The organism is Micromonospora sp. NPDC005220, assembly GCF_040607895.1.
GTDB lineage: Bacteria > Actinomycetota > Actinomycetes > Mycobacteriales > Micromonosporaceae > Micromonospora.
This window is the reverse complement of record NZ_JBEXHP010000005.1, coordinates 1-22,527: the sequence shown is the minus strand read 5'-3', so window position 1 is coordinate 22,527 and position 22,527 is coordinate 1. Positions and strand designations below refer to the sequence as shown.

At 70.9% G+C, this 22,527-nt stretch carries 22 protein-coding genes; 6 read left to right on the top strand and 16 right to left on the bottom strand.

Annotated elements, in window-relative coordinates; all coding sequences use genetic code 11:
- The first annotated feature begins 52 nt into the window (after positions 1-52).
- Positions 53-994: a hypothetical protein gene (locus ABZU52_RS03620; RefSeq protein WP_354969525.1), complete on the top strand. Its 942-nt coding sequence runs from the start codon at positions 53-55 to the stop codon at positions 992-994.
- A gap of 94 nt (positions 995-1,088) precedes the next feature.
- Here ABZU52_RS03620 and ABZU52_RS03615 read toward each other — a convergent pair whose 3' ends face one another.
- The 3 genes from ABZU52_RS03615 to ABZU52_RS03605 form a co-directional block, all read right to left on the bottom strand.
- Positions 1,089-1,553 carry a GNAT family N-acetyltransferase gene (locus tag ABZU52_RS03615; protein WP_354969524.1) on the bottom strand — a complete coding sequence of 155 codons (465 nt, stop codon included), beginning with the start codon at positions 1,551-1,553 and terminating at the stop codon, positions 1,089-1,091.
- Between the two features lie 443 nt (positions 1,554-1,996).
- On the bottom strand, positions 1,997-2,476 hold the full coding sequence (locus ABZU52_RS03610) for a tetratricopeptide repeat protein (protein ID WP_354969523.1): 480 nt from the start codon (positions 2,474-2,476) through the stop codon (positions 1,997-1,999).
- Positions 2,477-2,578: 102 nt separating this feature from the next.
- A complete protein-coding gene (locus ABZU52_RS03605; protein ID WP_354969522.1) occupies positions 2,579-3,316 on the bottom strand; it encodes a GntR family transcriptional regulator in 738 nt (245 codons plus the stop codon).
- A 218-nt stretch (positions 3,317-3,534) separates the two neighbouring features.
- Between ABZU52_RS03605 and ABZU52_RS03600 the strand changes: the two genes are divergently transcribed.
- Both ABZU52_RS03600 and ABZU52_RS03595 read left to right on the top strand, forming a co-directional pair.
- Positions 3,535-3,756 carry a hypothetical protein gene (locus ABZU52_RS03600; protein ID WP_354969521.1) on the top strand — a complete coding sequence of 74 codons (222 nt, stop codon included), beginning with the start codon at positions 3,535-3,537 and terminating at the stop codon, positions 3,754-3,756.
- Positions 3,753-4,049 carry a hypothetical protein gene (locus tag ABZU52_RS03595; RefSeq protein ID WP_354969520.1) on the top strand — a complete coding sequence of 99 codons (297 nt, stop codon included), beginning with the start codon at positions 3,753-3,755 and terminating at the stop codon, positions 4,047-4,049. The genes ABZU52_RS03600 and ABZU52_RS03595 overlap by 4 nt, the downstream gene beginning before the upstream one ends.
- An 84-nt stretch (positions 4,050-4,133) precedes the next feature.
- Here the strand turns inward: ABZU52_RS03595 and ABZU52_RS03590 are convergent, their stop codons facing one another.
- The 11 genes from ABZU52_RS03590 to ABZU52_RS03540 all read right to left on the bottom strand — a co-directional run bounded on the left by ABZU52_RS03590 (position 4,134) and on the right by ABZU52_RS03540 (position 17,522).
- Positions 4,134-4,937 carry a methyltransferase domain-containing protein gene (locus ABZU52_RS03590; RefSeq protein WP_354969519.1) on the bottom strand — a complete coding sequence of 268 codons (804 nt, stop codon included), beginning with the start codon at positions 4,935-4,937 and terminating at the stop codon, positions 4,134-4,136.
- A gap of 33 nt (positions 4,938-4,970) precedes the next feature.
- Positions 4,971-5,741, bottom strand: coding sequence for an ABC transporter ATP-binding protein (locus ABZU52_RS03585; RefSeq protein ID WP_354969518.1), 771 nt, complete (start codon positions 5,739-5,741; stop codon positions 4,971-4,973).
- On the bottom strand, positions 5,741-6,484 hold the full coding sequence (locus ABZU52_RS03580) for an ABC transporter ATP-binding protein (RefSeq protein WP_354969517.1): 744 nt from the start codon (positions 6,482-6,484) through the stop codon (positions 5,741-5,743). Before ABZU52_RS03580 ends, ABZU52_RS03585 begins: the two co-directional genes overlap by 1 nt.
- Positions 6,481-7,491, bottom strand: coding sequence for a branched-chain amino acid ABC transporter permease (locus ABZU52_RS03575; RefSeq protein ID WP_354969516.1), 1,011 nt, complete (start codon positions 7,489-7,491; stop codon positions 6,481-6,483). Before ABZU52_RS03575 ends, ABZU52_RS03580 begins: the two co-directional genes overlap by 4 nt.
- Positions 7,488-8,384, bottom strand: a complete 897-nt coding sequence (locus ABZU52_RS03570; RefSeq protein WP_354969515.1) for a branched-chain amino acid ABC transporter permease — start codon at positions 8,382-8,384, stop codon at positions 7,488-7,490. Before ABZU52_RS03570 ends, ABZU52_RS03575 begins: the two co-directional genes overlap by 4 nt.
- Positions 8,381-9,574, bottom strand: coding sequence for an ABC transporter substrate-binding protein (locus ABZU52_RS03565; RefSeq protein ID WP_354969514.1), 1,194 nt, complete (start codon positions 9,572-9,574; stop codon positions 8,381-8,383). Before ABZU52_RS03565 ends, ABZU52_RS03570 begins: the two co-directional genes overlap by 4 nt.
- A gap of 54 nt (positions 9,575-9,628) precedes the next feature.
- A complete protein-coding gene (locus ABZU52_RS03560; RefSeq protein ID WP_030490280.1) occupies positions 9,629-10,033 on the bottom strand; it encodes a roadblock/LC7 domain-containing protein in 405 nt (134 codons plus the stop codon).
- A 16-nt stretch (positions 10,034-10,049) separates the two neighbouring features.
- Positions 10,050-12,440: a nitrate- and nitrite sensing domain-containing protein gene (locus ABZU52_RS03555; RefSeq protein ID WP_354969513.1), complete on the bottom strand. Its 2,391-nt coding sequence runs from the start codon at positions 12,438-12,440 to the stop codon at positions 10,050-10,052.
- Positions 12,441-12,693: 253 nt separating this feature from the next.
- Positions 12,694-13,176: a helix-turn-helix transcriptional regulator gene (locus ABZU52_RS03550; RefSeq protein ID WP_354969512.1), complete on the bottom strand. Its 483-nt coding sequence runs from the start codon at positions 13,174-13,176 to the stop codon at positions 12,694-12,696.
- 267 nt (positions 13,177-13,443) lie between these two features.
- On the bottom strand, positions 13,444-14,736 hold the full coding sequence (locus ABZU52_RS03545; protein ID WP_354969511.1) for a cytochrome P450: 1,293 nt from the start codon (positions 14,734-14,736) through the stop codon (positions 13,444-13,446).
- A gap of 431 nt (positions 14,737-15,167) precedes the next feature.
- A complete protein-coding gene (locus tag ABZU52_RS03540) occupies positions 15,168-17,522 on the bottom strand; it encodes an AbfB domain-containing protein (RefSeq protein ID WP_354969510.1) in 2,355 nt (784 codons plus the stop codon).
- A gap of 257 nt (positions 17,523-17,779) precedes the next feature.
- Between ABZU52_RS03540 and ABZU52_RS03535 the strand changes: the two genes are divergently transcribed.
- From ABZU52_RS03535 to pdxY, 3 genes are all read left to right on the top strand, one after another.
- Positions 17,780-18,796, top strand: coding sequence for a LacI family DNA-binding transcriptional regulator (locus ABZU52_RS03535; protein ID WP_354969509.1), 1,017 nt, complete (start codon positions 17,780-17,782; stop codon positions 18,794-18,796).
- A 156-nt stretch (positions 18,797-18,952) separates the two neighbouring features.
- Positions 18,953-19,744, top strand: a complete 792-nt coding sequence (locus ABZU52_RS03530) for a serine protease (protein ID WP_354969508.1) — start codon at positions 18,953-18,955, stop codon at positions 19,742-19,744.
- A gap of 141 nt (positions 19,745-19,885) precedes the next feature.
- Complete coding sequence (pdxY, locus tag ABZU52_RS03525; protein ID WP_354969507.1) at positions 19,886-20,737, top strand: pyridoxal kinase PdxY; 852 nt, start codon at positions 19,886-19,888, stop codon at positions 20,735-20,737.
- A 59-nt stretch (positions 20,738-20,796) separates the two neighbouring features.
- Here pdxY and ABZU52_RS03520 read toward each other — a convergent pair whose 3' ends face one another.
- Entirely contained in the window at positions 20,797-21,129 is a 333-nt protein-coding gene (locus ABZU52_RS03520; RefSeq protein ID WP_354969506.1) for a putative quinol monooxygenase, read from the bottom strand.
- Positions 21,130-21,138: 9 nt separating this feature from the next.
- Positions 21,139-22,527: ATP-binding protein (locus ABZU52_RS03515; RefSeq protein WP_354969505.1), on the bottom strand; the 1,389-nt coding region annotated here is incomplete at its 5' end.

The window sequence follows — 22,527 nt, the reverse complement described above, 5'->3', positions numbered from 1 at the left end:
GCCGGTCACGCCGCCCGTTCGGTGGAGTGCGTGGGGCTGCACCGGAGGCGTCATGTCTGATTTCATCCCCCGGCGGACCCCAGCCCCGGGACGCGCCCGCAAGCGCGCCATCCGGGAGCACGCAGCCCGGGCTGGCGTTGCCTACTCGGAGGCCGCCCGGCAACTCCAGGCGGTCGGTCTTCGGCCCGGCGAAACCCTTTCCAGGTACGGGCGGACGATCTATCCGATCGGGTACGACCCGCACCGCCAGCTGCTCGTTGAACGCCGCGAGCGGCGCTCGTTCGAGGAGCGGGTGTCGGACACCAGGCGGGCCGCAGTCCTGCCGTACGGCCGCGCGCGGCACCTCGTCGAGCGGTTCCCGCCCAGCCGTGGGCGTACCGGCAGCGGGGTGGGCTCGCTCTATCACGGCGAGGGCCGCGAGGAACTGCTCGCGATGCTGTACATCGTGATCATGGTCGAGTCGCCAGGGTTGCTGCCCGAGGTGGGGGATCTCGCCTGGATCGCGGAACTTGGCGAGGACACCGCGCTCGACACGGCCTGCGCCGACCTCGACCGCGAGGCCCGTCGCCTGCTCGACCAGGAGCCGCTGGCCCTCTGGTCGGGCCTTCAGCAGGCGCTGACCATGGCCGAACGCGTTGTGGACGGACCGGTCCGCCAGGAGGCGATCCGGCAGACCGCGCTGTTGAGCACGATGATGACGCCGCGTCTGGGATACGCGGGCGAGCCATGGGTTCCGGGGTTGCCCATCGCCGGTGCCCGGCAGATCCTCGACGCGCTGCTCATCGTCGCCGACGACGGACACGCGCCGGGCACCCGGGCACGCCTGCTCACGCACCCGCACCAGGCGGGGTCGGCCACGATCATCGGTGCCCAGTGGGGTCGGTCGGGTCCGCCGGTGGGCTATCTCGTGTGGCTCGACGGGGCGACCGCGCCGCTGTCGGCCCGCCCCGACGACCTGATTGTCCTGGCCGACCAGGAGACCATTCCCCGGTGAGCGAGGGCCCGACTCAGTGGTGCCCACATCGCCCCCTCCGGGCCCGGTCAGACCCTCGTGCAGAACGTCCCTGCCTGGACCACCGTCGGCTCGATCAACTGACGGCCAGGCGAAAGACCTGCCGGGAACCGCCCTCCGGACCGGGATCGACGGCCTCGGCAGGGGTGAAACCAAGGCGCTCGTAGAAGGCACGCGCACCGCTGACGTAGGCGCCCGGGTGATCGGCACCAAAGGTGACCACTTCGACGGAGCCTGAACCCGGCACAACCCTGCGCATGGCCGCTGTCATCAGTGCACGACCAACACCCTTCCCCCGTGACTGCTCAGCAACGACAAGCCAGTGGACGTGGTGGGTCGGGGCCTTCGCCGTGAACAACAACCCACCCAGGAGATCGGACCCTGACGAGATAGCAACGATCGCTGTGGACCGACGAATGTGCTTGCGCACCGCGTCATGGAAGCCGTGATCGTCGACCATCGGGCCGAACCAGCACTCGACCTGGGCCGCCAGGCCGAGGAAGCCGTCGAAGTCCTGCTCTTCGGCAAGTCTGACGATCACCCGAGCAGTCTGACAGCAACACCCTCGCGTCAGGTGGAGTAGTTGTCCATCAACCCCGCACCACCTCGTCGATCATGCAGTTGTGGTGGGCGACAAAAGCCCCGAATAGCAACAGCTCAGGCACCACAACTCCATGATCGACGAGGCCAGCCGGCCCTAGCGCCGCGATCTTGCACCTTCTGTCCTGGCATACTGGCCATTCCACGCGTATCGGCAACCGAAAGTGCAAGATCGGCGGGGCGAGGGGCGTGGGCGCCGAGGTGTCCTACGGCACCGTCCGGGACTACGTCGCCCGAGAACGCCGCCAACCCCGTCCACGTGTCACCCGCCAGTTCTGAGGCATCGCCGGCGTGTCGAGGCAATCGGGGCATCCCGACGGCCCAGGCTGCCCACTGCGCCCGGCGACACCGCCGGCTACCGGTGGTCTCTCCGGCAACGCGCGCCTACTCAGACGTCGCCAGCTGCTGCACCAGCCGATCCAGGCCGCCCTTGATCAGCTGCCCGTACTCGTCATCGCCAAGCGCGCCGATCCCCGCCTGCGCACGCTGGAGGCACTCCCGGGCACGGTCGAGATCGCCGAGCTTGCGATAGCACTCAGCCAGGTTGAGGTGCAACGACGGATACAGACCGGCCACCGACATCGGAACGCCGGCCTGCGCAACCCGGTCTTCGGTGAGTAAGTCGGCCGCCGCCAGCGCCCGCTCGTCCCAGACCAACTCCTGGTGGACGTCGTCCTGCACATCGGCCATCGAGTGCGCGAGGACGCAAACATGCAGGGGATCGCCTCGCTCGCCGCCGATCTCGTCCCAGATCTGCGCGAACAAGTCGCGAGCAGCCTCACGCTGGCCTTGATGATGATTCAACTGCACGCCTTGGTTAATGCGGGTCAGCGTTTCATCGGTGATCATCAGCTGCTCCTGCACGGCTCATGTCGCCACGATGGCATGGATCGTACTTGCTCAAAATCATCGACAGAACAGCCCTCGATCAGGGCAACTGCACTGAGACGGGACACGCGCGATCGGCTAACCGAGGTGGATCAGATAGTCCAGCTCAACTCGATCAGCCCGCATCACGATGTGCGCGACCTCGGCTACCCAATCGTCCACGTAGGTCTGTCTGGTGATGACGATGACGGGCACGCCGCCAGGGATGCGCAGCGCCTCGGCCTCGTCCGGGGTCGGCATCCTCCAAGCGGGACGTTCGCGAATGCTGGTGATGGTGTGCCCAAGGCTGTAGAGCTGCGAGGTGTTGCCACCGGGCCAGGGCTCGTTCGCCGGGTTGGCTATCGGGGTGCCAGCGACCATGTCCAGCAACAGGCGTGAGACGGACATCTGCTGCGCAACGCCGTCGGTACGGAAAAGGAGGTGACGCTCAAGGAGCATCGTTCCTGGCTCCACACTGAACAGTTCGGCTATCGCCGCACTGGCCGGCACCTCGCGGAAGTCCGTGTCCACGCTGTAGGCCGACCACTTCACCTGCTGATCAACCGTGAATGACGTGCCAAGCTCGCCGCTCCGGACCTGCTCCAGCTCCTTGCGGTACCGCTCTGAGGCCACCCGGCGCACGGGCACGATCGGACGCGCGTAGGTGCCGCGTCCTACCTCCGTCAACACCAAGCCCTCAGAACGCAGCAACGCCAAAGCCTCACGAACGGTTCCGCGGGCGACTGAGAATTCAGCCATCAACGTCGACTCACTCGGCAGCAATGAGCCAGGTGGGATGACGCCAGCCTCGATGCGGCGGCGTAGCTCGTCGGCCACCTGACGATATCGACGGGGCTGCGGGTGCGGGGTAGGCACGTTTGTCACCGTACTCCCGATCTTCCTGCCACCTCCTCCGTGCCACGACACGTTGTCAACCTGTCTAGACAGGCTGCACAGACAGGTCTTACCGTAGCAGTGAGACCGGCACGCAGAGAGATCTAGGGGTAGGCACCCGTGCCGGTCTCTCAAGATCGAGAGAAGGTCCCCGTGCGCCGATGGAAGTGGTTCCAGAGACCGCAAGCACCGAAACCACCAAAGCGGCGGGCATGATGCTTGAGCAGCCTCGTCCGGAACCCCCGTTCACCGTGATCATGGCCGGGTTCGTGGTCGACCTCCACAATCGCGCCGTGTGCCCGCGCTGCCAGCCTGATGGCTGCCCGAAGCTGAGGGCTGCCGGGCTGACGTTGAAGGTGTGGCGTGCCAGGAAGCCGGCATGAAGGCAGGTGACATGCTGCGGCTGGACCGAGCTGTCAGCGTTCAGTTCGGGCACCCCATCACCGTACGAGTCATCAGGGTCCTTGACTGGATCACCTACGACGGTTGGGCCTGGATCGACTGCTACCAGGTGGGCCCGACCGGCGACGCCGTCGCGCGACGTTCACTGTTCATCCAGCCGGCGCACGTGCAGTACGTACCGCCTGCGCTGTTCCAGGGGCGCCAGGCACCACGGGCACGGGCCGGCCGGGCTCCCTCGCGGGGAGCCCGGCCGGTGCGGTCGAGGCCGTCGTAGAGCTGTCCGGCCCGCAGTGGGGGGCGTGCTGCGGCGGGAGAGGTACGGACGGCGCGACCGCGCTCCGCGCGGTGAGCCGCCTGCTCAGCTTGGTAGGCGGCCCCGCGTGGAGACGAAGTGGTACGACATGACGGCGAACCCGGGGTCACGGAGCAGCCGCCGGAAGGCGTTCAGTTGACTGGGCGACAGCCCCGCCGCCAGCAGGTCTGGTTCCAACTGGCGGGAGTTGGTCTCGTAGAGCGAGGCCCCGGTCGACCCGCCGGCCCAGCTCTGCGAGTGGGTGATGGTGTCCAGGTCGGTCAGGCCGGCGAGGGCCATCTCGGTGTGCACGTCCTGCGCCCAGCCCAGGTCGGCGCCATGGTCCTCCAGGACACCCATCATGGCGTCCATGACCTGCGCGAAGAGTTTCGCGGCGTCGTCGGTAGGTGCGGTCAGCACCCGCTGCGGCGCGGTGCAGTCGAACTCCTCGACCACCAGCCACCCGCCGGGCGCCAGCGCGCCGGTGAGCGTACGCAGGACCCGTCGTCGATCGGGGAGGTGCAGCAGCACCAGCCGGGCGTGGATCAGGTCGAACGCGTCCCCGGGTGGCGGTTCGGTGCGCACGTCGTGCTGGCGTACGTGCAGGTTGCCCTCGGCCACCAGGTGGGTGGGGTCGATGTCGGTGGCCAGCACGTGACCGTCGTCGCCGACCGCGCGGGCGATCCGCCGGGCCATCGAGCCGCCGCCTGCCCCGACCTCCCAGCAGGTCGCGCCCGGTGGCAGCACCGGGCCGGCCAGCCGGCGCGTCGTGATCGGGTCCAGGAAGGACTCCAGCGCGTGCATCTGGGGAACGGCGTCCGGTGCGCCGTTGTCGAACGTGTACGTGTCATCGCTGGTAGCGGTTGTCATCGGTGTCCACCTCTCCGAGAAGGGTCGGGTTGACTACGGGGTGTCGGCCCAGAGCCGTGGCGTCGGTCGGTTGGCCGGGGGCGGCGTGACGGCGGCGACGCTCAACATCGCCGCCAGCGGGGCCGGGTCGCGGCGGGCCTCCGCGGTCGGCCGGTCGTAGACCACCCGGCCGTACTCCAGCACCGCCACCCGGTCCGCGATCTCGATGGCGTGCTGGAGTTGCTGCTCCACCAGCAGCACGGTCAGGCCGTCGGCGGCGAGACCGTTGACGAGTTCGCGGACCCGCGCCGCCAGATCGGGCGAGAGACCCTCACAGGGTTCGTCGAGCAGCAGCACCCGGGGTTGGCCGAGCAGCGCTCGGGCTATCGCCAGCATCTGCTGCTCGCCGCCGGAGAGTTCGCAGCCGCGGTGCCGCAGCCGCGCCGCCAACCTCGGCAGCAGTTCCAGGACCCGGGCGACCGTCCAGCCCTCGCCGCCGGAGGTGGGGGCCCGCCACGGCGCGGCCGCCAGGTGCAGGTGCTCGGCCACTGTCAACCGGGAGAAGACCCGTCGGCCCTGGGGGACGAGTCCGACGCCGGACTGGGCGATGCGATGCGGTTGTCGGCCGGCGACGTGCACGCCGCCGATCTCGATGCGACCGCTGGACGCGCGAACCAACCCGGCGATGGTGTGCACGAGCGTGCTCTTGCCCGCCCCGTTGCGGCCCACCACGGCCTGGATGCTGCCCGGTCGTACCCGCAGGCTGACCTCGTGCAGGACGATTCCCCCGCCGTAGCCGGCGCAGAGGCGATCCACGGTGAGCATCAGGCCATCCCGTCGGCGTAGGCCTGCCGCACCAGCGGCGAGGTACGGATCTCGTCCGGTGTGCCGGCGGCCAGGGTCTGACCGTCACGCAGCACCGTGACCGTGTCGGAGAGGGCGTACACCAGGTCCAGTCGATGTTCGACAAGCAACACGGCGACCGCCCTGGGCAGCGCCTGGAGCAACTCGACCAGCCGGCCGACCTCGATGGCGGACAGCCCGGCTGCCGGCTCGTCGAGGAGCAGCAGGCGGGGGCGACCGGCCAGGGCCATCGCGATCTCCAACTGGCGTCGTTGCCCGTGCGCGAGCTGCCCGGCGGGCACCGCCGCGACGGCGGTGAGCCCCATCTGCTCCAGTAGCGGGCCCGCCAGCTGCCGCGCGGAGCGTCGGCGTCCGCCCGGCCACCACCGGCGGCGTGGGATGACCCGGGGCAGCGCGGCCACCACGACGTTCTCCGTCGCGGTGAGCGTCGGAAACACCGCGGGTCGTTGGTGGATGCGGTTGATGCCCCGCCGCGCCCGGGCCGCCGGCCCGAGCCGACCGACGTCCCGTCCGTCGAACCGCACCGTGCCGCGCTGCGGTCTGGTGGACCCGCCGATCACGTTGAGCAGGGTCGTCTTGCCGGCCCCGTTCGGGCCGATCAGCGCGTGCCGCTGACCGTCGTGGACGCACAGGTCGACGCCGTCGAGCGCGGCGAGCGAGCCGTACCGCACGCTGACACCCTGGGCTTCCAGCAGGCAGGTCATCGGCGCAGCTCCGGGACGCCTGCCTGCTCAGGAACGGCGGGCTGGTGGGACGGGGTCTCCGGTGGGCGCAACCGACCCCGGGCCCGGGTGACGCCGGTGGGTAACAGGTAGACCGTCGCCACGAACAGCGCGCCCAGCACCAGCGGCGCGTGGCCGGGCAGCACCCCGAACAGCCAGTCCCGGACCGCGATGACCAACGCCGCACCCACCAGGGCGCCGCCCACCGAGGCGGTGCCACCGATGACGACACCGAGCAGCAGCAGCGCGGACGTGTCGAAGCCGAAGTCGGCGGGGGAGATGTACTGCTGGGCGACGACCAGGAGCGAGCCGGCGGCACCGGCTATCGCCCCGGCGGCGATGTGCGCGCCGGACAGGTGCAGCGCCACCCGGTGACCGCTGGCCCGCAACCGCGTCTCGTCGTCGCGGCCGGCCCGCAGCACCAGCCCGGCCCGGGTACGCAGCAGTACCAGCACCGCGCCGACCAGTGTGGCCACCACGACCAGGGCGTACAGGTAGCGGGCCTGATCGCTGGCGAACGCCGGCAGCCCCCAGAACGGGCGGACCGCGGGGATGCCGGCCAACCCGTCCGTGCCACCGGTCACCGACCGCCACCGCCCGAGGACGGTGACGACGAGTTCACCGATGGCCAGGGTGATCATCAGGACGATCACCCCTCGGGCGTGCACGACGAGCGGCACGGTGAGCGCGGCCAGCAGCGCCCCGGCGGCCGCCGCGACGACGAGCTGCACCACGCCGACGTCGGAGACCCGGCTGCCGACCACGGCGCAGGCGTAGGCACCCGCCGCGTACGGTGCGGTCTGCCCGAGGGTGGGCATGCCGGCGACGCCGGTGAGCAGGGCCACGCTCACCCCGACCAGGGCCAGCGCCAGCGTCCGGGCGAGGATCGCCGCGGTGTAGTCGTCGACCACCCAGGGCGCCACGACCAGGCCGACCAGGACCAGCGCCGCGATGCCGCCCCGGGCGCGCCGGATCACCGCGCCGGTCATGCCGTCCGCCATCTGCCGGCCAGGCCGCGCGCACGCACGGCCAGCACCGTGGCCATGGCGACGAACAGCAGAAACGGCGCGGCGGACGGCAGCAGCGCCACCCCCAGCGTCTGGATCTCGCCGATCGCGAGCGCGGCCAGCAGGGTGCCCGCCATCGACCCGAGACCACCGAGGACGACCACCACCAGCGAGAGCAGCAGCACCGTGTCGGCGGTGCCCGTGCCGGGGCCGATGATGGGCGCGCCGAGGACCCCGGCCGCGCCGGCCAACGCACCGGCGGCGGCGAGCACGCCGGCCCGGATCCGGGCCGGACTCACGCCCAGGCAGGCGACCATCTCCGGGTCGTCGACGGCCGCCCGGACCAGCATCCCGGCCCGGGTGCGGCGCACCACCAGGTAGAGCGCGGCGGCGAGCACCGCCGCGACGACGATGAACACCAACCGGTACGCGGCATAGCGGTGCCCGGCGACCACCACCGACCCTTCCAGGGCGGCCGGCACCTGGACCTGCGGGTCGTCGGGCCCGAAGCCGGCGACGAGCAGGCTGCCGCCGGCCAGCGCCACCCCGAACGTCAGCAGCGCCTGACTCAGGTGACTGCCGGTGGCGACCGGTGTGAGCAGGCCGGCCAGGAGCACCCCCGCCGCGGCGGCGGCCAGCACGCCCACCGCCAGCGCCAGCGCCAGACTCGCCCAGCCGCCGTCGAGCAGCGCCGCGGCGGTGTACCCGCCGATCGCGTAGAGCAGGCCGTGCGCCAGGTTGAGGATGTTGGCGACGCCGAAACAGACGACCAGGCCCGACGCGGCGACGAAGACGAGCAGCCCGTAGGCGACTCCGTCCAACGCTGGGATCAGGTACGGGTCGATCCGGTTCGGGCCGGCCGCCACCGCTATCACCGGCCGACGGTCGCGAGGTCACCCACGACGGTGTTGGACAGCGCCCGGCCGTCCTGGCGGACCTGGCGCAGGTACCACTTCTGCACCGGGGAGTGCGTGGTGGTGGAGAACTGCCAGGTGCCGCGCGGGCTGGCGATCTGGCCGAGTTGGCCGATGGCCGTGTTGATGGCCTCGGGGGTCGGGTCGCTTCCGGCGGCGCCGATCGCCCGGTCCAGCACCGCCGCCGCGTCGTACGAGGCGAGCGCGTAGGTCGTCGGCGAACCGTCGTGCTTCGCCTTCCACGCGGCCACGAACGCGCGGTTCTCCGCGTTGTCGAGGTCGGGCGAGTAGTTGAGCACCGAGTAGATGTCCCGGGCGGCCTCGCCCTGCGCGTTGAGCACGCCGCCTTCGGTGAGGAACCCGGCCGCGTACAGAGGGATGTCCTTGATCTCGGACTGCGCGTACTGCTTGACGAAGTCGACGGCGGCGGTGCCGGCGTAGAAGGTGTAGACGGCCGCCGCGCCGGAGGCCTTGATGCGGGCGAAGTACGGGAGGAAGTTGGTGGTGGCCGGGAACGGCGTGAAGGTCGTCTTGCCGTCGGTGTTGGCGAGCTTCCCACCGATCTTTCCGAATGCGTCGGTGAAGCCGCGCAGCTCGTCCCAGCCGCCCTGGTAGTCCGGGCCGATCGCGTACACGGAGCCCTTCACGTTGTCGCGGACGTGCTGGGCGATCGCCGCCCCGGGCTCGTCGGAGAGGTACGAGGTGTGCCAGACCCGGGACACGTCCTTGAGCTCCGGTCGGCCGTTGGAGCCGACCAGTGGCACCTTGGTCTCGGTGAGCAGCGGGGTGACTCCGGCGACCGAGCCGCCACCGACGATGCCGGTCAGCGCGGACACCCGGTCCTGCTTGAGCAGCTTGGTCGCCGCTGGGACCGCGGTCTGTGCGCCGTTGCCCTCGTCCGCGACGACGAGGTCGACCTTCCGGCCGCCGAGCTTGCCGTCGTGGGTGTCCAGGTAGAGCTGGAAGCCGTCACGGATCTCCGTACCGACCGCCTGGTACGTCCCGGACAGCGACGCGAGCAGACCGATCTTTATCGAGCCACCGGCGCTCGTACCCGGAGCGTCGTCGCCGCAGGCCGTGCCGGTGGTCAGCACGGCGGCGAGCAGCGTGGCGGTCAGGGCACGGCTGCGCCAAGGCGTGGTGAGAGGCATGTCTAACTCCAGAGGAAGGGGAAGGGGGATCTCCGGCGTGGGGGCGCCGGGTGGTCAGCGGCTGCGGGCGAGCGCGGCTCGGGCAGCGGGGGTCAGCGCGTCCCCGATGCGGTTGGCCAGCTCGGTCATCTCGTAGGAGACCTTGCCCACGTCGCACTCCGGGGCGGCGAGCACCAGCAGCGAAGCGCCGTCGTTGAAGGCCATGGAGAACATGAACCCGCCCTCGAGCTGGGTGACGTTGGAGATCACCGCGCCGGCGTCGAAGAAGGCCGCCGCCCCGCGCAGCAGGCTGACCAGCCCACTACCCGTCGCGGCCAACTGGTCGGCCCGGTCCGGTGGCAGGTCGCGGGTGGCGGCCACCATCAGGCCGTCGCTGGAGATGGCGATCGCGTGGCTGACCTCGGTCGCGCGCGCGGCGAAGTTGTCCAGCAGCCAGCCGAGATCCTGTTGGTCGGTCACGTGCTCTCCTGTCGCATCATTTGTTGCCGAGGTTGATTGGGGTGCGCCGTCGGTTCGCCACGCCCCGCGCGTACGCGGCCATCGCCGTGGCCACCTGCGTCGGGTCGCGGTACTCGGACCGTTGCCGCTGCTGGGGCACTGTCACACCGCCGGGCACCAGGTGCCGTTGCGGCTGCCTCTTGGGCAGACCGGAGTTGGTGGTCGTGGCGACCTCGGGGGTGGTTGCCTGGGCGGCCGTCCGCCAGGCGTCGTCGGCGGAGCTGGACCACTGCTGGCCGTCCCGGCCGTCCGCGACGTCGCTCTGGAACCAGTGGTTGACCTGTTCGAAGATGAGGAGCTCCTCGGTGGGCGCGTCACCCCGGCCCGGAGGTGTGGGAGCCGGTCGGAACACCGGCGCCGCCGGCAGGGTCCGTTCGGCCGGGGGGCGACCGGCTGTGGGTTCGGGGCGCGGCTGGTACGGCGGCGGAGGGCTCGCCGTCCGCGCTGCCCGCCGGGACAACCGGCCGGGTGCGAGCAGGTACTCCTCCGGTGGCAGCGACCGGATGATGGCCGCGGGGAGTGTCGCCTCGGCGAGGATGCCGCGGCGGGGGCCGCGTCGCAGTTGGACGGTGGCGCCCAGCCGGGCCGCGAGCTGACCCACGACGACCAGCCCCATCGCCCGTACGGCCGCCACGTCGATGGCCGGTGGGCGGGCCAGCAGGTCGTTGAGTTGCTGCATCCGCTGCGCGGACAGCCCCACGCCCTCGTCGCTGATCTGGACGATGACGCGGTCACCCAGGCTCCGCCCGCTCACCCAGGTCTCACTGCCCGGCGGCGAGTACGTGGTGGCGTTGTCCATGAGTTCGGCGAGCAGGTGCACGACCTCGTCGACGGTCTTGGCGGCCACCGCGACGTCCCCGTCGATCATGCCGAGCCGGACCCGCGCGTAGTGCTCGATCTGGGACAGCGCCGCCTGGAGCACCTGTTGCAGGGGGACGTCGCGCTGGCGTACCCGACCCACGCCGACGCCGCCGAGCACCAGCAGGCTGGCGTTGATCCGTCCCATCCGGGTGGCCAGGTTGTCGAGTGTGTACAGCTGGTCGAGCCGGTCGGGATCGGTCTCGTCCCGCTCGACCAGGTCGACCTGGGCCAGCACGGCGTCGACCAGTCGCTGTTCGCGGCGGCTCAGGTGGATGAAGATGTCGGCGGTGTTGGCGCGCATGACGGCCTGTTCGGCGGCGGTCCGCACGGCGGCCTGGTGCACGGCGCTGAACGCCTGACCCAACTCGCCGATCTCGTCGTCGCTGGACGGTTCGAGGGCGGCGCTGGACTGCTGGCGGGCCAGCTTCTGTGGGTCGACGGTGGCGCTGCCGGGCTGTTGGAGTTGGGCCACCACGGCGGGGAGTTGTTCGAACGCGACGGCGTTGGCCGCGTCCCGGAGGCGGCGCAGCCGTCGGGTGATCTGCCGCGCGACGGCCCAGGTCACCAACGCGGTCAGGATCAGGGCCAGCAGGACGCCGGCCGCCTCGGCCACGGCCCGGCGGCGCTGGTCGGCGTGTGCGGCCCGAACGTCGTCGCGGACCGCGTCGTCGACCCGGGCGCGCAGATCGGCCAGGCGGGCGGCGCGCGTCTGGGTGGTGGACACCCAGGCGTCGGTCTCCAGTTGCAGCCGCGACCCCGGCTGGGCCCGGGACACCTCGTCCTGCATCCGTTGCAGGGCGAGCGCCTCCTTGCCGGTGCCGGCCTGCTCCCACCAGATGCCCCACTCGGCTGGGGCCAGGGCCAGGAACGACAGGCTCGACTCGGTGTAGCTGGTGCGGGCCGCGGTGATGTCCTGTTGCATGGCCGGGGTCAGCTCGCCGCCCGCGACGGCGCGGAGCACGGCCACCTGCTGCTGACCGATGGCCTCGGCCGTCTTCGACAGCGCCGCCGAGGCCCGGATCCCGTCGGCGAGTTGGGCGTCCACCACGCCGTGCGAGACGACCTCCCGGAAGTTGATGAGGTCGGCGATCGCGATGCGGTAGCTGAAGGTCATCGCCGACACCGACGCGTGCGTGGCGGTGCGTACCTGGGTGCGCAGCGGGGCGAGGCCGTCCAGAGCCGCGTCGATGCGCCTCAGGAGAGCGGGGTTGGCGTCCTCGTCGGTGGACAGTCGGTCCCGCTGCCCGCGGTAACTGGCGACGGCGTCATCGGTGGCGGAGATCTCCGCGCCGAAGGCGTCCTGCTGCTCCGGCCGGGCATAGGTGAGCAGGTCGGCGGCGGCGATGCGTTCGCGTTGCAGCCGGTAGGCCAGGTCGCCGGCCTCGGCGCCGACCTGCGCCAGGATCTGCAGGTCGCTGGCCCGTGCCGTCTGGCGTGCGCTCTCGGTCAACGCGAGACCGGCGAAGCCGATCACGGCGACCAGCGGGGCCGCGACGATGAGGCGCATCCGGCCGGCAATCTTCCAGCCGCGCCGCCGGGTCGGGTAGGGTCTGGCCGCGTGGGACCGGGTGCTCGACGCCAAGATTGACTCCCACGACTCGTCGATGACGGTCTATCCGCACGTTGCCGAATGCAAGTCCCATTCGGCCGGAAGCCGCGCTCGTAGACCAGACCTGGCCGTGGTACAAACTGCCCGTACCAGCATCTGTACCCAACGTCAGCAACCGGTGACGCCGTGAAGTCGTGCCGGAATTGTCGAGTCAGCGCTGGTTGTCGAGGGGCCCGGCCGGCGGCTGCCGCCGCTCCGGGTCGTCGGTTTCGGTCTGGCCGTTGAGTACCTGGCCGATCAGTTCACGCAGCTCGTCGATCGCGTCCACCACGGCGCCCGGGTCGCGCGCGTCCCGCTGCCCACGCTGACGCGGCACCCGCCGATCCGGCCGGGCTGCCTCCAGCGCGCGGGGGCCTCGGCGACCATCGGCCGCCAGTTGCTCGGCCGCGACCTGCGGCCAGAGCGCGGCCAGCCGGCCGTCGGTGCCGAGCACGTCGTCGCAGCGCAGCGCGAACTCGTGACTGCCGAACCGGCGACCCGACTCGACCGCAGCGACCGTCTCCCGGCTGAACCGCACCAGGTCCGCCAGGGCTCGTTGGGTCAGGCCCCGTTGGATACGGCAGTTGCGCAACTCCCATCGGAACCGCTGACTGGCCGCGGAGTGAGCCGAGCTCGACGGGGACGTGTGCTCCATGCGCTCACCTTCGTGGAACGGGCATTCAGCAGCGGACGCCAGATCGAGATTGGCCGATGCATTGAACATTCACCGAGAGCAATTCTTAACCCAGGACGCGATGGGTGTGAAGACGTTCACCGGTGTGGATCGTCGGGCAAAGCGGTAAAGGCGCCTGCCGGACCCGGTGCCGGTACCGACATGCGCCGGGTGGAGCGGGCAACCCCGCCCCGCCCCACCCCACCCTCGACCTGTGGGCAGGTCAGCGCCGCTGGCGCTCACGCGCACTCAGCCGGCGTGCGCGTCGACCGTCGCCTCACCCCGTGCCGCCGGCACGTCCGTGGACGTCGGGATATCGATTATCGCAAGCAGTGTGCGGTGTGCACGAAACGCGACATTGGGTTTGTACGACCGATGCTGCGCCGGTGACAACCGTAGGCCGGGAATGGTCTCGGCGAGCCGGCTGAGGGCGATCGCGGCCTCAAGTCGCGCCAATCCCGCACCGATGCAGAAATGCGGGCCGTGGCCGAACGACAGGTGATTGCCCCCATCGGCCCGGTGCGGGTCGAACCGGTCCGGGTCACGGAACGCCGCGGGGTCCCGGTTCGCCGCTCCGATCAACAGCAGGCAACGTGCCCCGGCGGGGATCGTCACCGCCCCCAGTGTGACCTCCCGGGTGGTCACCCGGAGCCAGCCGTCGATGGCGGGCGCGAACCGGAGCGTCTCGCCCACGAAGGCCGGGACGAGCGCCGGGTCCGCCGCGATCGCCGACCAGCGCTGGGGCGTGGACAGGGCCTGGTCGAGGGCGTGCGCGAGCAACCCGGCGGTGGTCTCGTGCCCTGCGACCAGCAGGTTGAAGGCAAGGCTCGCCACCTCGGGCACCGTCAGCACGGTGTCGTCGTCGTCCCGGAAGGCCAGGGCCCGGCTGATGAAGTCGTCGCCCCGGTGCCCGCTGTCCACCCGTTGGCGGACCAGATCTTCGCAGTAGTGCCAGAACTCCAGCAGGCCCTGCGCCAGGCGTACCTGCTCGGCCGGGTCCGGTTGCCCCCAGATGAGGGCGATCTGTCCGTCGGCCCAACCGCGAATTCGCCCGATGTCGGCGTCGGGCACCCCGAGGATGTCCAGAACCACCAGCAGGGGAAGCTCGGTCGCGAACTCCGGGATCAGATCGACCTGCTCGCCCTGGCGGGCGGCGAGGCGGGACACCAGCTGGTCGACCCGGCGCCGCACGATCGCCCCGTACTCGGCCTCGACTCGCTCGGCGGTGTTCGCGAAGGTGGCCCGGAGGGCCCGGCGGGTGCGCGGGTGCGCCGGGGGGTCCGCGGCGGCCGTCGTGGGTGGCGCGTCGATCTGCATGATCACGTTCAGTGCCGCCGGGCACACCTCGTAGACCGGGGCGAGGGTGAGCGCGTTGGCGAATGTCGTGGCGTCGGCGAGAGCCCGCCGGACGTGCGCGTGCCTGCTGATCAACCACAGGCCCAGATCCTCGGCGTAGTGCACCCCGTCGGGATCGTCGAGAATGCGTCTCCACATGCTTGCCGGGTCGGTGAGATAGACCCCGGTGAACGGATTCAACCGCATGGAAAGCCTCCTGGTGCACGCGGCGCGAAACCGGCAGCGCCCCCATTTGGCGATCCACTTCAGCCGGGCCGATAATGGCGCGCATCTGCCTCTGGCTCTTCACGGTGCGCTGGCTGGCCGCACAAGTCAAGATTGGTTCCCGTCTATTTATAGCTCGGCATAATTGCGTGTTGCAGCAGACGAGTGAACCTGGCCAGATGCAAGTTGCGGCTTGGCCCTTGCCGTGGAAAGTCGACCCGGTCGGACGGTGGAATCGACTCGCCGCTTTCCCTCATGACCGGGGAAACGACCTCCGGGACGACGAGTGACGCCGCAGGGCCGGGTCGATGGCGTTGACGGAAGCCGGCCCGGTGACGACGGCGCGGGGGGTTCCGGCCCAGGCTGGAACCCCCCGCGCGTCGTGTGGTGACGACCCGGTCAGCGCGCGGCGGTCACGGCGCCCACGGAGCGGCGATGTTCCAGGTGCTGTCGGCGGTCCACAACGTCGGCGTGTTGTACGCGTCGCCGCCGGTACCGTTGCTGAGCCAGACCTCCGCGTTGTAGTGCCGCAGGTACTTGCCGCGGAAGTTGTACGACTCCAGCGACACGCCGGTGCCGGTCAGCCCGGTGCGCGCGCACCAGGTGGCGTCGGCGCGCAGCAGCGCGGAGCCGTCGTCCGGCGAGTTGCGGACCCGGGAGTTCTGGTGACGCAGGTACTGCCCGGGAAAGTTGACCGACTCGAACGAGTAGCAGCCGGTTCCGGCCAGGCCGGGCCGGATGGTGTACGTGGCGTCGGCCTTGAGCAGGCTGGAGCTCGCGGCGTCGACCACCTCGGTGTAGGCCAGGCTGTCCTGGTGGCGCAGGTACCGGTTGGTGAAGCCGGGCGTGGTCACCTGCAACGACCGGCGGGTGTTGACCGGCAGCGCGACGGGCGCCGAACTGCCGATGGTCTTCGAGGCGTTGATCAGGGCGGTGTTGGCGGCGCGCACCCGCGCCTGGTCCATCTTGATCACCTGTCGGTCGTAGGTGAGGAAGCCGTTCAGCTCACCCTCCAGGTCGGTGATCTCGGTGTAGATCGAGGCGCTCAGCCCTTTGCCGATCATGAGGTTCTGGCTGCCCTGCACCAGCCCCAGGTACCGGTCGGTGAGGGCGCTCGAGCTGGACTGCCACTCGTACGCGAAGAAGCTGCCGTTCGGGCTGTACTCGTGGCCCGGCGTGTGCAGGCCCAGGCCGCCGAACTCACCGAGCACCGCGATCCGGCTGCTCGACGGTACGGGGGAGTCCGGCCCGAGGTAGACGTGCCAGTCGTCGATGTCGCCGTTGCCGGGGTCACCGAGGGACTGGCAGCAGTTGTGGCCGCTGTGCGGGTTGACCAGACGGGTCGGGTCCTGGTTCTTGATGTTCTGCGCGACCCGTCGGGTGTCGGCGAGGGACCGCTCGCCCCAGCCCTCGTTGTAGGGCGTGTACGCGACCACGGCGGGTGAGCTGCGGTGCTCGTCGACGATCTCGCGTGCCTCCGCCTCGAACTGCGCCTGCTGGGCGTCGGTGGGGTCGACGTCCTGCGCGGTCAGCGACGGGATGTCCTGCCAGACCAGCAGGCCGAGCCGGTCGGCGTGGTAGAACCAGCGCTGCGGTTCGACCTTGATGTGCTTGCGCACCATGTTGAAGCCCAGGTCCTTGTGTTTCTGCAGGTCGAAGGCGAGGGCGGCGTCGGTCGGCGCGGTGTAGAGCCCGTCCGGCCAGAAGCCCTGGTCGAGGGTGCCGACCTGGAACACGAACTGGCCGTTGAGCTTCGGGCGCAGCACACCGTTGACCAGGCCCGTGGTGATCTCCCGCATCCCGAAGTAGTGCGTGGTCCGGTCCACCGTGGCGCCTGCGGCGTTGCGTAGGGTCACCCGGAGGTTGTAGAGGAACGGGTCGTCGGGTGACCAGCGGCGGGCGTTGGGCACCGGCACGCTGAAGTCGGTGAAGCCGCCGGTCGCCGAGCCGACCACTGTGGTGCCGTTCAGCGCCTCGGCGAGCACGCTGTGACCGCTCACGTCGCCACGGGTGAAGACCCGGACCCGCAGGGTGTTGTTGGCGAGGTTCGGGTAGACGTCCACGCTGCTGATCGAGGCGGCGGGCACCGGCTCCAGCCACACCGTCTGCCAGATGCCGGAGCTGGGGGTGTAGAAGATCCCGCTCGGGGTCTTGGTCTGCTTGCCGATGGCGGGCAGGCTGCCGTTCTGCCGGGTGTCGGTGGGATCCCAGACCTTGACGACGATCTCGTTGGTCCCGGTGCTGAGCTGGGGAGTCACGTCGAAGGTGAAGGCGTCGTAGCCGCCGGTGTGCGCGCCGACCCGGACGCCGTTGACCCAGACGGTGCTCTGCCAGTCGACGGCGCCGAAGTGCAGCAGGGTGCGTCGACCCGACCAGTTCGTCGGGATGGTGACGGTGCGTCGGTAGAACAGGTAGTTGCGGTTGTCGTTGGCGGCCCGTTGGATGCCGGACAGGGCGCTCTCCACCGGGAAGGGCACGTTGACCCGCTCGGGCAGGTTGGTGCCGAACTGTGGGGCGTCGTCGGTCGTCGACTGGCGTAGCTGCCACTCGCCGTTGAGGTTGAGCCAGTCCGGCCGGGTCATCTGCGGTCTCGGGTACTCGGGCAGTGGTGTGCCGGTCAGGGCCTGGCTGGTCCAGGGGGTGGTCAGTGGTGGCGTCCTGGGCGGTGCCGCGTACGCCGGCGAGGCCGGCGCGGCGAGAAGGCCGGCGACCAGGGCCAGAACGAGCAGCAGTGGCAGGGCGGGGCGGATGGGGACGTGACGTGTCATGCCGTCTCCGAGGGGCGAGTCGCCGCGGGCGGTGCAGCCAGGCCCGAAGCGCGTGGGTGGTGGGCGTCGGGTGGTCATTGACGGGGGACGGGCGTCAGCGACGGATGTCGGTGGGATTTCCACACGCCAACGATGGCTGGAATATTGACATCCATCATCACCTGTATAACGTTATAGAGCCGCGCCGGGCGTCCCGTCAATGCTTGTTCATCAATGCCCTGGCGGGCCCGCCCGTCGCATTCGGGAAAGGTTGGTGGATGGGCGTCAACCTGAAGGACATCGCCCGGCGCGCCGGGGTCTCCCTGGCCACCGTCTCGAACGTGGTGAACGGGTACCGGCCGGTGGGGGAGCGGACCCGACAGCGGGTGCAGCAGGCCATCGACGAACTCGGCTACAGCCCCAACCTCGGCGCCCGGCATCTCCGTCGGGGCCGTACCGGCCTGATCGCGCTGGCCGTCCCGGAGTTGACCAACCCCTACTTCGCCGAGCTCGCCGAGATCGCCATCGCCGAGGCCGCCGCGCTCGGCTACACGCTCGTCATGGAGAACACCGCCGCCGACCGTGCGGTGGAGCTGGCGCTCCTCGACGGCTCCCGGCAGCGCGTCATCGACGGCCTGATCCTCAGTCCGGTGCGGGTCGGTCGGGAAGAGGTGCTGGCCCGGACCGCAGACAGTCCACTCGTGCTGATCGGCGAGGGTGTCTACGACGTGCCGCACGACCACATCGCCATCGACAACGTGGCCGCCAGCCACGCGGCGATCCGGCATCTCGTGGCGATCGGCCGTCGCCGGATAGCGTTCATCGGCGCCACTGCGGGCGGTGACCGGCAGTCGGCGCACCTGCGGGTCCGGGGTTACCGGGAGGCTCTGGCGGCCGCCGGTCTGCCGTACCGACAGCGGTTGGTCGCCGGCACCGACGCGTTCGGTCGGCTCGACGGCAGGCGGGCCATGCGCGAGCTGCTCGCTCTCGGCGACCCGCCGGACGCGGTGTTCGGCTACAACGACCTGGTCGCCATCGGCGCGCTCCGCGCGCTCGCCGAGGCCGGTCACCGGGTGCCCGAGGACGTCGCGGTAATCGGCATCGACGACATCGAGGAGGGGCGGTTCAGTGTCCCGACCCTCACCACGATCGCGCCGGACAAGAGGGAGATCGGCCGTCTCGCGGTGCGTCGCCTCGTCGCTCGCATCGAGGGCGCGGAGGTCGCGGGGCCGCTGACCGTACAGACGCCGTTCCGGCTCGTCCGCCGGGAGAGCACCGGTACACCGGGCGACTGACGCCCGCCGCCCGCGACGACCGCGCCGCGGCGATCCATAGCCCCGGTGGTACGACCCAGAGAGGATGACCCGCTAGATCCATAAATCTCAATATGATGACCGCTATCTCGACTGCGGTGCGCTCACCAGGCGTGCCATCCTGATGCGGAGGAATGCATGGTTCGCTGGCGTACCCTCACTGGCCTGCTGGCCACCGCGTTGACCGCGGTGACCGCGGCCAGCCTCACCCTCACCGCACCGGCCGCGGCCGACAGCCCGGTGACGCCAACCGTCGTCGGCGGCACCCCCGCCGCACAGGGCGAGTTCCCGTTCATGGTGCGTCTCTCGATGGGCTGCGGCGGGGCGCTGTACAGCCCCCGGCTGGTGCTCACCGCGGCACACTGCGTGGGCTCGACCGGCACCAACACCAGCATCACCGCGACGCTCGGGACGGTCGACCTCCAGTCGTCCAGCCGGATCACCGTCCGGTCCAACTACGTCTACCGTGCCCCCGGCTACAACGGCGCCGGCCGCGACTGGGCGCTGATCCGGCTGGCCAGCCCCGTCACCGGGCTGAGCACGCTGCCGATCACCACCACCACCGCGTACGACAGCGGCACCTTCACCGTCGCCGGCTGGGGCGCCGCGCGCGAGGGCGGCGGCCAGCAGCGGTACCTGCTCAAGGCGACAGTGCCGTTCGTCAGCGACTCCGTCTGCAACGCCAACTACGGCGGGGACCTCATCCCGGCCCAGGAGATCTGCGCCGGCTACGCCAGCGGCGGCACGGACACCTGCCAGGGTGACTCGGGTGGCCCGATGTTCCGCCGCGACGCCAACAACGCCTGGATCCAGGTCGGCATCGTCAGCTGGGGCAACGGCTGCGCCCGGCCCAACTACCCGGGCGTCTACACCCAGGTGAGCTACTTCGCCTCGTCGATCGCCTCGGCCGCGGCCAGCCTCGGCGGCTGACCGTACACCCGCTCGGGCGGCCCGGACGGCACGGTCCGGGCCGCCCGTCTGTGCGTCCCGATGGGTGGGCGGCGAGTGGGCCACCCGACAGAAACGGCGGGCCGTCCCGGCGGCGGCGGCCGCAGCGGTGATGATGGGCCGGTGAAGATTCTGTCCATCCAGTCGTCGGTCGCCTACGGTCACGTCGGCAACTCGGCGGCGGCCTTTCCCCTGCAACGCCTCGGGCACGAGGTCTGGCCGGTGCTGACCGTGCACTTCTCCAACCACACCGGTTACGGCGCCTGGCGGGGCCCGGTGATCCCGGCGGCGGACGTGGCGGAGGTGATCGCGGGCATCGGGGACCGCGGGGTCCTCGGCAGCGCCGACGCGGTGCTCTCCGGCTACCAGGGGGACCCGGCCGTTGGTGCGGTGATCCTGGACGCGGTGGCGACGGTCAAGGCGGCCAACCCGGCCGCGGTGTACTGCTGCGACCCGGTGATGGGCGACGCCGGTCGGGGCATGTTCGTCCGGCCCGGAATTCCGGAGTACCTCCGGGACACCGTGGTGCCGCGCGCGGACATCATCACGCCGAACCACTTCGAGCTGGACTTCCTCGCCGGCCGCACGACGAACTCGCTGGCCGAGGTGCTCGACGCGGTCGACGTGGTGCGCGCGAGCGGACCCCGGCACGTGTTGGTGACCAGCGTGCTGCACGGCGACCTGCCGCCGGACTCGCTGGAGGTGGTGGCGGTCTCCGACGAGGGCGCCTGGGCGGTGACCACGCCGCTGCTGCCGATCAGCCCGAACGGTGGGGGCGACGTCACCGCGGCGCTGTACCTCGCGCACCTGTGCACGACCGGCTCACCCGCGACCGCGCTGGAACGCACCATCGCCTCGGTCTACGCCGTGCTCGAGGCGACTCTCGCGGCGGGCACCCGGGAGATCCAGCTGATCGCGGCGCAGGACGTGATCGCCGACCCGCCGGCCCGTTTCACCGCCCGCCGGCTGCGCTGACGGCGGGTCGCTGACCGCGGACCGGCTGCGCTGACGGCGGGCGGCGAGACCGGCGGCGGTCAGCGGCGCTCGGGGACGGCCATCTCGCCGAGCAGCGACCAGTCCTCCTGCGGCACCGTGGCGTTCACGATGCGCGGCGTCTCGGCCAGGTGCGGCGGCAGGGTCTTCTGGGCCGCGCGGAAGTGGTCGGATTGGACGTGGGCCGCGCCGGCCTGGTCGTCGCGGAACGCCTCGACCAGCACGTACTCGGTCGGATCGTCCACGCTGCGGGACCAGTCGAACCACAGGCAGCCCGGCTCCGCCCGGGTCGCCTCGGTGAAATCGGCGGCGATCTGCGGCCACCGGTCGGCGTGCTCGGCCAGAACCTTGAACTTGGCGGTAATGAAGATCATGGCCCCAGGCTACCCAGCCGGGCGGGCGCGGGCGACGACATCCTCGGGGGTCAACGGCGCCTTCGGGTGGTGCGTCAGACACAGCGGGGTGCGGACCTTGACGAACGAGAATCCCTCCCCGGCGGCGTAGAACTCACCGCTGTTGAGCAGGCCGATGTCCGGCAGCCGTCCGCCCTTGGCCTCGGCGAGTTGCCGGGCCGCGTCGATCTGCGCCGGCGCGTTGAGCAGCCCGAAGAACTGCGTCGTCGCGTTGCCGGAGATCTGGTTGTGCAGACCCTTGGGCGCCTGGGTGGCGAAGACCAGCCCGAGCCCGTACTTGCGGGCCTGTGCGGCCAGCGCGATCGAGCTGGCGGTGCAGGCAGTGGTGCCGGTCGAGGGCGCGAGTGTCTGCGCCTCGTCCATCACGAACAGCCCACCCAGCGGCCGGTCACCGGCGGGGTGCCGCTTGATCCACGCGAAGAGCGCCATCTGCAACTGGTTGACGAAGCTCTGCCGCTCCTGATCGGAGGTGAGGCCGACGAAGCTGATCACCGACACCCGGGCCCGCCGCCCCGCCGACGGCGTCAGCAGCAGCCCCGGGTCGGCCGGCGCGCCGACCCCGCCGAAGAGCGGATCGGTGACCATCGCCGCCTTGAGCGCCTCGGCCAACTCCTCGGCGAGCTTCCCGGCGCGGGCCAGCCGACTGACCCCCTCCGGCAGGTCGGTGAGGAACTCGGTGAAGCCGGGCAGGCCCACCATCCCGCTTCGCGCGTACGCCTGAAGGGCCTCGGTGAGGACGGCCTTGCCCTGCTGGGCGAGCCTGCTGGAGCGGTCGACGCCGGCCCGTGGCGCGAGCGCCTCCACGGCGGAGCGGACCGCCTGGTCGAACTCGTCGGGCCAGTCCCGCAGTGCGGTGAAGTCGGGCAGCGGCTGGAAGCTCAGCGGTCGACCGGCGGTGACCCGGGGCGTCCAGACCACCACCTCGGTGTGTGCGAGGTAGTCGGTGGCGCGTTCGGCGTCGCCGGGGCCCCAGCCGCTCGGCGGTTCCGGCCAGGCGTCACCGAGCCGGGCGAGGTCGTTGTTGGGGTCGAGTACGATCGCGGAGACCCCCGCGCGGGCGCACTCCTCGACCAGCCGACGGATGAGCACGGTCTTGCCCGAGCCGGACCCGGCGAACACCACGGCGTGGCGGCGCAGCGACTCCAGGGGCACCGTGAACGGGTGGCCGCCGTCGACGGTGCGCCCCAGCCCGATGGCCGGACCCTCGACGTCACCCCCGAGCTCGGCCGGCTCACCGGCAACGTCGGCGGCCGGCCCGCCGGCAACGTCGGCGACCTGCGCGCCCGTCGCATCGGGATCGGCGCCGCCCGCCGGCGTACCCTCGTCGCCGGGCGCTGCCGGTGGGTCGCCGCCGTCGGG

Bases quoted from the DNA above. Each gene is read 5' to 3' on its own strand.
- ABZU52_RS03565 (WP_354969514.1), bottom strand. From the start codon at position 9,574: ATGCCTCTCACCACGCCTTGGCGCAGCCGTGCCCTGACCGCCACGCTG.
- ABZU52_RS03530 (WP_354969508.1), top strand. From the start codon at position 18,953: ATGGTTCGCTGGCGTACCCTCACTGGCCTGCTGGCCACCGCGTTGACC.
- ABZU52_RS03600 (WP_354969521.1), top strand. From the start codon at position 3,535: ATGGAAGTGGTTCCAGAGACCGCAAGCACCGAAACCACCAAAGCGGCG.
- ABZU52_RS03545 (WP_354969511.1), bottom strand. From the start codon at position 14,736: ATGCGGTTGAATCCGTTCACCGGGGTCTATCTCACCGACCCGGCAAGC.
- ABZU52_RS03535 (WP_354969509.1), top strand. From the start codon at position 17,780: ATGGGCGTCAACCTGAAGGACATCGCCCGGCGCGCCGGGGTCTCCCTG.
- ABZU52_RS03620 (WP_354969525.1), top strand. From the start codon at position 53: ATGTCTGATTTCATCCCCCGGCGGACCCCAGCCCCGGGACGCGCCCGC.
- ABZU52_RS03595 (WP_354969520.1), top strand. From the start codon at position 3,753: ATGAAGGCAGGTGACATGCTGCGGCTGGACCGAGCTGTCAGCGTTCAG.
- ABZU52_RS03580 (WP_354969517.1), bottom strand. From the start codon at position 6,484: ATGACCTGCCTGCTGGAAGCCCAGGGTGTCAGCGTGCGGTACGGCTCG.
- ABZU52_RS03590 (WP_354969519.1), bottom strand. From the start codon at position 4,937: ATGACAACCGCTACCAGCGATGACACGTACACGTTCGACAACGGCGCA.
- ABZU52_RS03555 (WP_354969513.1), bottom strand. From the start codon at position 12,440: ATGCGCCTCATCGTCGCGGCCCCGCTGGTCGCCGTGATCGGCTTCGCC.
- ABZU52_RS03575 (WP_354969516.1), bottom strand. From the start codon at position 7,491: ATGACCGGCGCGGTGATCCGGCGCGCCCGGGGCGGCATCGCGGCGCTG.
- ABZU52_RS03585 (WP_354969518.1), bottom strand. From the start codon at position 5,741: ATGCTCACCGTGGATCGCCTCTGCGCCGGCTACGGCGGGGGAATCGTC.
- ABZU52_RS03540 (WP_354969510.1), bottom strand. From the start codon at position 17,522: ATGACACGTCACGTCCCCATCCGCCCCGCCCTGCCACTGCTGCTCGTT.
- ABZU52_RS03550 (WP_354969512.1), bottom strand. From the start codon at position 13,176: ATGGAGCACACGTCCCCGTCGAGCTCGGCTCACTCCGCGGCCAGTCAG.
- ABZU52_RS03520 (WP_354969506.1), bottom strand. From the start codon at position 21,129: ATGATCTTCATTACCGCCAAGTTCAAGGTTCTGGCCGAGCACGCCGAC.